This window comes from Curtobacterium sp. PhB146, from assembly GCF_004342995.1.
Taxonomy (GTDB): domain Bacteria; phylum Actinomycetota; class Actinomycetes; order Actinomycetales; family Microbacteriaceae; genus Curtobacterium.
In genome coordinates, this window is record NZ_SMBN01000010.1 from 39165 (window position 1) to 47863 (window position 8699).

Annotated in this window: 11 protein-coding genes; 8 read left to right on the forward strand and 3 right to left on the reverse strand. The window is 65.0% G+C overall.

Features of this window, described 5'->3' with window-relative positions:
• The first annotated feature begins 27 nt into the window (after window positions 1-27).
• From EDF33_RS19380 to EDF33_RS19395, 4 genes are all read left to right on the forward strand, one after another.
• Window positions 28-495, forward strand: coding sequence for a hypothetical protein (locus EDF33_RS19380; RefSeq protein WP_132100921.1), 468 nt, complete (start codon window positions 28-30; stop codon window positions 493-495).
• Window positions 483-1775 carry a hypothetical protein gene (locus tag EDF33_RS19385; protein ID WP_132100922.1) on the forward strand — a complete coding sequence of 431 codons (1293 nt, stop codon included), beginning with the start codon at window positions 483-485 and terminating at the stop codon, window positions 1773-1775. Before EDF33_RS19380 ends, EDF33_RS19385 begins: the two co-directional genes overlap by 13 nt.
• Window positions 1772-2434 (forward strand): ATP-binding cassette domain-containing protein, encoded by a 663-nt coding sequence (locus EDF33_RS19390; RefSeq protein WP_132100923.1) that lies wholly within the window; start codon window positions 1772-1774, stop codon window positions 2432-2434. The genes EDF33_RS19385 and EDF33_RS19390 overlap by 4 nt, the downstream gene beginning before the upstream one ends.
• 261 nt (window positions 2435-2695) lie before the next feature.
• Entirely contained in the window at window positions 2696-3238 is a 543-nt protein-coding gene (locus EDF33_RS19395) for a VanZ family protein (RefSeq protein WP_131881810.1), read from the forward strand.
• A 152-nt stretch (window positions 3239-3390) separates the two neighbouring features.
• Here the strand turns inward: EDF33_RS19395 and EDF33_RS19400 are convergent, their stop codons facing one another.
• On the reverse strand, window positions 3391-3774 hold the full coding sequence (locus EDF33_RS19400; protein ID WP_243692513.1) for an NUDIX domain-containing protein: 384 nt from the start codon (window positions 3772-3774) through the stop codon (window positions 3391-3393).
• A gap of 287 nt (window positions 3775-4061) precedes the next feature.
• Here EDF33_RS19400 and EDF33_RS19405 point away from each other — a divergent pair, with 287 nt between their 5' ends.
• The 3 genes from EDF33_RS19405 to EDF33_RS19415 all read left to right on the forward strand — a co-directional run bounded on the left by EDF33_RS19405 (window position 4062) and on the right by EDF33_RS19415 (window position 6424).
• Window positions 4062-4538, forward strand: coding sequence for a GNAT family N-acetyltransferase (locus EDF33_RS19405; RefSeq protein WP_132100925.1), 477 nt, complete (start codon window positions 4062-4064; stop codon window positions 4536-4538).
• Window positions 4539-4743: 205 nt separating this feature from the next.
• Window positions 4744-5703 carry an NAD-dependent epimerase/dehydratase family protein gene (locus EDF33_RS19410; RefSeq protein ID WP_132100926.1) on the forward strand — a complete coding sequence of 320 codons (960 nt, stop codon included), beginning with the start codon at window positions 4744-4746 and terminating at the stop codon, window positions 5701-5703.
• Window positions 5704-5767: 64 nt separating this feature from the next.
• Window positions 5768-6424, forward strand: a complete 657-nt coding sequence (locus EDF33_RS19415) for a hypothetical protein (RefSeq protein ID WP_132100927.1) — start codon at window positions 5768-5770, stop codon at window positions 6422-6424.
• Window positions 6425-6600: 176 nt separating this feature from the next.
• On the opposite strand, the gene EDF33_RS19420 is transcribed toward EDF33_RS19415, so the two are convergent.
• Together EDF33_RS19420 and EDF33_RS19425 are read right to left on the reverse strand one after the other, a co-directional pair.
• Window positions 6601-6975: a hypothetical protein gene (locus EDF33_RS19420; RefSeq protein ID WP_132100928.1), complete on the reverse strand. Its 375-nt coding sequence runs from the start codon at window positions 6973-6975 to the stop codon at window positions 6601-6603.
• Between the two features lie 13 nt (window positions 6976-6988).
• Window positions 6989-7657, reverse strand: coding sequence for a hypothetical protein (locus EDF33_RS19425; RefSeq protein ID WP_132100929.1), 669 nt, complete (start codon window positions 7655-7657; stop codon window positions 6989-6991).
• A 271-nt stretch (window positions 7658-7928) separates the two neighbouring features.
• Between EDF33_RS19425 and EDF33_RS19430 the strand changes: the two genes are divergently transcribed.
• Complete coding sequence (locus EDF33_RS19430) at window positions 7929-8474, forward strand: cysteine hydrolase family protein (protein WP_132100930.1); 546 nt, start codon at window positions 7929-7931, stop codon at window positions 8472-8474.
• The last annotated feature ends 225 nt before the right edge of the window (window positions 8475-8699 follow it).

Genomic DNA, 8699 nt, shown 5'->3' on the forward strand with positions numbered 1-8699 from the left:
GGGGACTCGTCCAGATCACCGACCCGGGTGCGAACGGCCGACTGGGCGTCAGATCGTGCTGGCGTCGAGGACGAACCGGTACCGGACGTCGCTCGCGAGCATCCGTGTGTACGAGTCGTTGAGATCATCGACGACGGCACGAACCGCAGGACGAACGTCGACGCCGTGTCACCGGTCCTGGTCGCGCTCGGCGCGCTCGTCATCATGCTCATCGCCGTGGTCGCAGGTCTTCAGGCTGGACGATGGGAACTCCGCACCGCCGCCGTCCGCTTCACCACCGGGTTCCGACCGCTGAACACCCTTCGCAGCGCGGCCGCCAGAGTCGCTCTGATCGGCACCGCCGCCTGTACGACCGCCCTCGCGGGCGCGGCGGTCGTCAGGCAAACCACCACCCTCGACCTCGACGTCACCACCGCAGTCATCGCGGTCGGAAGCGTCGTGTTTGCCGTGTCCGTCGCTTCGTTCTGGCAGGGAAGCCGTCGATGGAACTGCTGAACGACCTTCGGTCCAACTGGACGATCATCGTCGCCAAGATCGTCCTGATCGTGCTGCTCGCACTCTGCTGGTACAACGTGGCGTCGTTCACCCAGTCCACGTCGCAGGCCGTGACCCAGGGCCTGTCCACTGTTGCCGATGCCGACCTCTACACGGTGATCGACGATCTCGACCCGGAGGCTTTCGAAGCGATTCGGCGAGACGAGCGCGCACTCGACGCAGTCGCCTCGTTCGTCGACCGCATCGATGACGAGCCCGGATTCAGGTTCATCTCCTCGTACGACCAACCCGTCACCGTCCAGGACTTCCGCGGCGACGATCGCTTCGACGTCGGCTACGGGACCGAGTACACGCTCAACGGGAAGTACCAGGACGAATCGGGGCGGAGTGTTCAGGACATCAAGTCCATCCAGCTCAACGAGACCGCGTTCGAGTTCGCGGGGCTCTCCGTGCAGGACGGCAAGCCGATCGATTGGGACGCCGTCGACTGGGCTTCCGGCCGGATCCCCGTGCTGCTCGGCAACGAGTACCGCGGCGTGTACGAGCTCGGGCAACACCTCACCGGAGCGGTCATCCTGCAGGCGCAGGAGCTCGAAGTCGTCGGTTTCCTCGAACCGGACAGCGCCATGTACTTCCGCGGTGAGGCCAACCACTACCTCGATGACACCGTGATCGTGCCCTACCCGCCGACACTCGCCGGACTCGACCGAGCAGCACTCGACCGGTTGGATCCCGAGCTGTTCGGACGCCTGGTGTTCCAGGTACTGAACGCCGACCTCGCCGTCGATCGCAGCCTCGATTTCGGTGGAGTGGTCGCACGACTCGACGGGATCGGAGACGAGACCGGCTTCAGGTCGTACACGTTGCTCGGAGTACCGACCTACCTCGTGCAGCTCTCCCTCGTCCGCCAGCTCATCCAGGACAACCTGTTGCTCGTCACCGCGCTGCTCGTCGTCCTCACCGCGGGCGTGGGCCTCATCACGGTGTTCCTCAACCGACTCCTGCACCACCGTCGAGCGCCGGTCGCGCACGTGCACCATCTCCTCGGGAAGAGCCCGGACCACACGAGCCGACTGTTCCGCCCAAGCCGCCTCACCGAGTACATCGCCGCGTTCGGGCTGTTCCTCGCGACGAGCGCGGTGCTCCCCAACGACAGTGCGACGGCTCGATTCGGCGCCGGTACCGCCCTCCTGCTCTGGTGCGTGGCGGACGGGGCACTCGGCCGACGTGCCGTCCGCATCGAACTGACCACCGGACGCAGAAGAGGTGCCCCACGATGATCACACTGCGCGACGTCTCGAAGACGGTCACCGAGCCCGACGGATCGACCAGAACGCTGTTCGACCGACTGCACTTCGACCTTCGCGAAGACGATCGCTCCGTAGCCATCACGGGACGCAGCGGATCGGGCAAGAGCACGCTGCTCCGGGTCCTCGCCGGCCTCGACACCGACTTCGAGGGGACCTACGTCCATGATGGGCACATCCTTGAGCGCACCGCGTCCAGGATGGCGGCCTACCGGCTCCGACACATCGGCATCGTCACCCAGGACCACAGCCTGCTCGGCGACCGCAGCGTGCTCGACAACGTCCGGCTCGGAGTCCCTGCTCGTGCGGACTCGGCGGGCCGAGCGCGTGACGCCCTGGAGGCGGTCGGCATCAGTCACCTCGCCGGCAGGCGCCCACGACGACTCTCAGGAGGAGAAGCGCAGCGCGTCGCGATCGCCCGAGCCATCGCGAAGCGCCCAGCCGTCGTTCTCGCCGATGAGCCCACCGGCGCACTGGACGAGACGACCGAAGACGACGTGCTCGCCCTCTTCGACCAGCTGCAGCAAGCAGGAACCACGTTCGTGATCGTCACCCACAGTGAGCGCGTCGCACAGAGATGCGGACGTCGATTCCACCTGCAACATGAACAACTCATCGAGTGCAGTACTTGACGGAACCAGAAGCGAAAGGGAGGGAGGTGGGCCCCACCCGCCGGTACCGGCGCACCGCGCCAGCGGGGTGACGGCCGTGCCGGGAGGGACGGTGCCAGCTGGCACCGGGCCTCCCGTCCGTCAGGGGTTGCGCTGCAGAGCCCCGATCACGCGTCCGCCGTGCGGTCGCGTGCGTCCTGACGGATCGCGGAACGCGAGCACCTGCGGCGGTCGACGCTCGTTGGTCCTCCGCAGCAGCTCAGCGTCACTAGGCTTCTCCGGATGTCTTCCAACCCGTTCGGCGAAGTCCCCGTCCTGCCGGTTGCCGTTCCCTTCGGTGTCGTCGTGTTCGTCGTCCAGCTGGCGCTCCTGCTCAGGGGACGGCGCTTCACGTGGCCGCGTGTTGCCGTCGCCGCCGCGATCGCCGTCTACGCCGCGGGGATCCTCGCGAACACGGTCTTCCCAATCTTCCTTTACCCGACCTCGAGCGACGAGCCGTGGGCACCGGCACTGGCGCTGATCCCGTTCCACGACTACGAGCTCGCGGACGCGCTCACCAACGTGGCGGTGTTCGTGCCACTGGGCGTCCTCCTGCAGCTCCTCATGCGGCGTCCGCGGTGGTGGAAGGCGCTGCTCACCTCCGCGGCCGTCAGCCTGACGATCGAGCTCCTGCAACTCGCCGCGCAGAAGCTGTTCTCCGGTGGTCACGTCGCTGACGTCAACGACTTCATCTGGAACACCCTCGGTGGAGTCATCGGCTACGCGATCATCGTGTTGCTGACACGTGTCCCGATCGTCGCCGCGCTCGTGAACCGGTTCCGCTGACGCTCGACCGCCGGGGCAGCACGCACCGCATGAACTGCGGAGCGCCGGGCACTCGCGGATCCACCCGGGGCAAGGTCTTGCCCCCGCCCGCAGAAGTGGATGGGGCAAACTTTCAATTCAGGGGCGGAAGGAGAAATCCGGTAGCCGATCCGCTACCGGGCGGCGTCGGTCAGCACCTGGTCGATCCACTCGTGATGATCGAGTTCGGTGAGCTCGGCGAGAGTCGCCCACCGGGTCTCTAGCACCTCGTGCTCGTCGAGCACGAACGACGACGTACGCAGTGAGCAGAGGTACACCACTGTCACGTACCCAACTTGGTCGCCGTTGGGGTAGACGTACTCGAGGGTGGCGCCGCCATAGGCTCCGATGATCCGGATGATGTCGATGTCCACACCGAGTTCTTCTCGAACTTCGCGGAGCAGGGCGGTACTTGGGTCTTCGCCGGGTTCGATACCGCCTCCGATCAGGCTCCATCGTCCGGAGTCGCGCTGCCGCGCCAGGAGCAACCGATCGTCATCTCGGATGACCGCGGTCACGCCCGGAAGCAGGAGGTAACCGCTCCCGATCCGCGCGCGCAGCGATCGGACGTACTCAGAGGCAGGCATGCTCAGAAGCTACCGCGTGCTGTTACCGCAAAAGGATGAGTAGCCGTGCCCACGAGGACGCACCTCTTCCCCGGCTGAGTCCCGCTGGATACCGTGGTCGCATGGATTGCTTCGCGAGCTGGCGCACGCGTAACTGAAGGGACGGCCCTGGCCGTCGCTCTCCTCCACCCCGACCCCGGGCGTGGAGCCTTCAGACTGCTCACGAGAGAAGCACAACCATGCGCATCCGCGACTGCACACCGCTCGACCTGCCCGCGCTGACCGACTTGACGATTCAGGTCTTCCGGCCACTCCTTGCCGGCTCGCTCGTGCAACTGCGACCCGAAGTGACCGCGCACGACCACGGGCACTGGGAAGACGACTACCGCCGCGAGATCCCGTCACTGCTCGCTCCCGATGAGGGCCGCTTCATCACACTGGCGGAAGAACACGGCAAGCCGCTCGGCTACGTCGGCTGGAACACCACGGGCAAGTCGTCTGGACGGCTGGAGATGGTTGCCGTTCACCCTGACGCTCGACGGCGCGGAGTCGCGCGAGCGCTCTGCTCATCTGCACTGACCAGCCTCGAAGCGCTTGGCGTCGCCGTGGCGCACATTGGGACCGGTGGCGACGAGTTCCACGCGCCGGCACGAGCCCTCTACGAATCCCTCGGCTTCATTCCGTACCCGACCGTCGACTACGCCCGGACGCTCTGATTCGAGCCGGGAGGACCCCAACTGCGGCCCTCCCGGCTCAGCACGTCGCTCTCAACGGCGTCTCGATCGCCGATCGGTTAGGGACGGTCAAGCCGAGGCGCGTAACCGAGAGGGAGGGCTCGAGGGGATCTGTTACCGCGACCAAGCGCGTGCGCTCTGAGCGGATGTGCGTCCGGCGGCGCCGTCGGGACGGTTGGCTGAGGGCATGCGAGCACTGGTATTGGGTGGGACAGGGTGGCTGGGGCGAGCGATTGTGCGCGATCTCGTCGCGGCGGGAGTCGAGGTCACGTGTCTTGCGCGAGGCGAGTCCGGAGCGGTGCCGGAGGGCGCACGGTTCGTGCGCGCGGATCGGCTTGCAGCCGACGCACACGAGTCGATCCGGGGCGAGTGGGATGAGGTGATCGAACTGTCCAGCGAGCCGGAGCTCGTTGAACCAGCCCTCGCAGAACTTGCTGACACTGCAGCGCATTGGACGCTTGTGTCGACGGTCTCTGTGTACGCCCGTAACGATGAGCCAGGAGCGGACGAGTCAGCAACGCTGGTGGAACCGACGAACCTCGCGGAGTACGCGGACGCGAACGTCGCGGCCGAGCGCAGCAGCACGGCCCGGCTGGGCGCCCGACTGCTCATTGCCCGACCTGGCCTCATCGTCGGCCCCGGCGATCCAAGCGACCGATTCGGGTACTGGCCGGCACGATTGAGCAGGCGCGGTCCAGCGCTCATTCCGACAACGGCCGGTCGATTCGTTCAAGTGATCGACGTCGCTGATCTCTCTGCCTGGCTCAGCCGGGCAGCGCGGGACGGTTACGTCGGAGTCGCCAATGCCGTTGGGGATGTCATGCCCATGAGTACGTTCTTTGAACGAGTCTCGGCTGTCACCCACTTCGATGGCGCATTCGAGGAGGTCGAGGACGAGGTGCTGCTTGCGCACGACGTCCGGTACTGGGCGGGACCCCGATCGCTGCCGCTGTGGTTGCCGCTATCTGACGCAGCCATGGCCCAGCGATCTGCGCGGATCTTCCAGCAGATGACTGGACGTGTTCGACCGCTTGAATCGACAGTGGCTGACGTCCTCGAGGATGAACGATTTCGGGGGTTGGACCGGCCACGTCGCTCGGGTCTGTCGGCCGCCGAAGAAAGCGGCGTCCTGCAAGACGTCCGGTAGTCGATCGGCTATTGGATACGCCTCGAGGGACTCCACGGCACCGGCCGTCTGAGAGACTACGCGCATGATTTCGGACTCTGTGCCGTGGCGTGAGCATCTCTGGAAGGCCGCGACGGAACTCGAGAAGCGTGCGCACTCGACCCGATGGATCGAACGAACGTCGTTCCTTGTCGAGCGCGACTTGTTGAACGGGATGTTCGCGATCCGGCGTCTGATCGAAGCAGCGAAGACGTCCTCGAACCTGCCCGCGGAGCGTGTTTCTTGCGGCGTGCACCCGCTCACTGGACGGGTGCCCAAGATCTACGACAGGTGGTCCTTTTGGGAGCACTATGACATGGCCTCGAAGCAGCAAACTCAGTTGGCGGTGAGAGAGCTAGTCACGATCTTCATCCATTCATTCGTGTTCGACTTCTACCCCGCGTCGGACGCTGGGCCGGCGATGATCTGGGTCGTGTCAGACCGCGACCGGCACAAGCGGCTCTACTCCGTGACATTCGAGCGAGTCGTCGCATTGTTTCGGCGGGTCGGTAGCGAAGACGTGATCTTCACGGCCGGTCCATTCGATGAGTCAGCGGTGCGGCTGTCGCAACACGACATGGTCGACGCAGGGTTTGCTAGCTACGAGCCGTTCCCCTATGTGTCAGACTCGGACGCGTCGATCAGTCAACTACGAGCGGCCTTCCCGTCGCTCGCCTGGTCGCCGTTCACCGCCGACCGATAGCCGATCGTCTACCGGGACGGGCGACGTGCGAGCATCTCTTCCTGCAACCCGGACGGCACAGCGAGCCAGCTCGGAGTACAGCTGGCGAAGCTCGCGCATCGCAACAGCCGTCGCTCAAAGCAGAGCAGGCGTGAACGCAGCTTCGCGTTGCGTCCACGCCTGCCAGCAAGCCAGCGCTATAAAGCCACTCCGACCCAACGCACGTCGCCCGGGGTGTCGCAGAGACCGTCAGCCCAATCCACAGCACGGAGTTCGCCGGGGCCCGACGGGTCTACGAAGTCCCCCGTCCATGCCTCAGCTGCCAACGATTTCGCGCTGTTGTCGGTGAACAGTGCGCGTTCTTGCGCTAGGTCGTAGCGGCGGCCAAGGACCGGGCCGTTCGGCCGATCCCGGTAGAGCACGACGGCAACATCATCAGTGAGGGCGCGGGCGCCGACCCACTCCATGCCCGTGTTCCAGTCCGTGTCGGTCTGGAAAAGGTGCTGAAGCTGGGCGATGAACGTTTCCGTATATGCGCGCCGGTCGTCTGCGGTCGCGTAGTCCATGGTCATGATGCAAGCACGCTCAGTCGTCGGCGTCGAGTCCGGACTCACCGGTCGACGGCTCAGTGACCGGGCCGAGCGGCTCGTAGCTGAGCGTGACGGAATCCTCGCTTACGTCGGCGTCGGACTGCACGGCGGCACGCTTGCTGCCGATCCGGTCCGTCGGAGTCTGGAAGGCTGTGTCCACCCAGCTCGGGCAATCGTGCGCCTTGTCCTCGTTCGTGCAGTACGCCGTGGCGATCCCGAGAGTGGTCTGGTGCAGGTCGACGCCGTAGTACACGCCGACCTTGCGGTAGTCCATAACGACGTGGAACGGACGGCTGTCGGTGTACTTACAGTTCTTGCCGTTGACACACTCGATCTTGTTTGCCCAAGCGTCGTACTGCCGCTTCTGCCCCTTCGCCGTTCCGCCGTTGGGGTTGTTCGTGGCGAACTTCAGCGAGTTGATCAGCTTGATGTTGTGCTTCGTGCGGATCTTCTTCATCCCGAAGCCCTTCGCTGTCGTAGCGCTGTACGCACCCTCGCGGACAAAGACGTTGCGGCCCTTGTAGTCCTCCCACGAATTCAGGATGACGCTGCCAGCGGTCGCCGCAGTCGCCGATGAGACCGGCACGACGATCCCCGCAGTCACCGCGATGAGTGCGCCAGCGCTTGCCAGCAGGCGAAGCTTGGATCTGTTCTTGTTCAGCATGTTTCCTCCCGAAGGCGCGGAGGAAGCCCCTCTCCCCCGAGCTGCCGCGAAGGACGCTATCGGTGATCAAAAACCATTCCTTGCAATCACCTGGCAACACCTGAATTTCCGTTCACCTGAACCTCTTCAAGTGATTCGGGATATAGCCGACGCTCCAGAGCGGGACGTTCTGAGCAGCTTCGGTGGGTGTCATCACCATGCACCGTTCCGTGTCGTGGTCGCGTCTCGTCAGCCGATCGGCCGCCCGACGCGTTGGTTGAGAGGATTGGGTATGCCCGCTACAGCTGCGCTTCTCGTCATCGACCTTCAGCGTGGCGTCGTCCAGGGTTGCTTCGACGCCGACGGCGTGCTCCATCGCACCGCGCATCTCATTGAGCGCGCGCGATCGACAGGCGTGCCTGTGGTGTGGGTGCAGGACCACGGCAGCTTCGCAGAGGGCACCAACGAGTGGGCACTTGCGGCACCGCTCGAAAGAAGGGTGAACGAGCCGCTCGTCCGGAAGCAGTACCGCGACTCCTTCGCAGACACCGACCTCGCCGACGTCTTGCACTCCTTGGGTGTTCAACACCTCGTCGTTGCCGGCGCCCAAAGCGACTACTGCATCCGAACGACCACGCAAGCAGCGGCCGCGCGTGGGTTCGACGTCACGCTGGTGTCCGACGCGCACACGACGACGGACGCCGAGCACGACCGCGTCCTCATCACCGGCGAGCAGATCGTCGCGCACACGAACATGTTCTTCGACAGCCTGCGCTACCCCGCCCACAGGTATGCCGCCGAACGGCACGATCAGGTGCGGTTCCAGCCCGACCGGTGAGCGATCCTCAATCGAGACGGGCTCCGACAAAATACACGACCCTCGAACAGGTTACATTTCCCACAACAAATATTACGATGCGGTAACGGGGTACGGGGTTCCAATCTCCTCGTCGGAGGGCGCCGAATAGCTTGCACAGACCGGGAAACACCCGGAGCGCTCACCAGCCGCACATTGCTGGTTCTCCACCCTGCACCAGGGTGTGTTCGGCGCGCACACAGCAGC

Excerpts from the sequence above, each read along its gene's own strand:
- EDF33_RS19395 (WP_131881810.1), top strand. The coding sequence starts at position 2,696 with ATGTCTTCCAACCCGTTCGGCGAAGTCCCCGTCCTGCCGGTTGCCGTT.
- EDF33_RS19430 (WP_132100930.1), top strand. The coding sequence starts at position 7,929 with ATGCCCGCTACAGCTGCGCTTCTCGTCATCGACCTTCAGCGTGGCGTC.
- EDF33_RS19425 (WP_132100929.1), bottom strand. The coding sequence starts at position 7,657 with ATGCTGAACAAGAACAGATCCAAGCTTCGCCTGCTGGCAAGCGCTGGC.
- EDF33_RS19415 (WP_132100927.1), top strand. The coding sequence starts at position 5,768 with ATGATTTCGGACTCTGTGCCGTGGCGTGAGCATCTCTGGAAGGCCGCG.
- EDF33_RS19390 (WP_132100923.1), top strand. The coding sequence starts at position 1,772 with ATGATCACACTGCGCGACGTCTCGAAGACGGTCACCGAGCCCGACGGA.
- EDF33_RS19410 (WP_132100926.1), top strand. The coding sequence starts at position 4,744 with ATGCGAGCACTGGTATTGGGTGGGACAGGGTGGCTGGGGCGAGCGATT.
- EDF33_RS19385 (WP_132100922.1), top strand. The coding sequence starts at position 483 with ATGGAACTGCTGAACGACCTTCGGTCCAACTGGACGATCATCGTCGCC.
- EDF33_RS19405 (WP_132100925.1), top strand. The coding sequence starts at position 4,062 with ATGCGCATCCGCGACTGCACACCGCTCGACCTGCCCGCGCTGACCGAC.
- EDF33_RS19420 (WP_132100928.1), bottom strand. The coding sequence starts at position 6,975 with ATGACCATGGACTACGCGACCGCAGACGACCGGCGCGCATATACGGAA.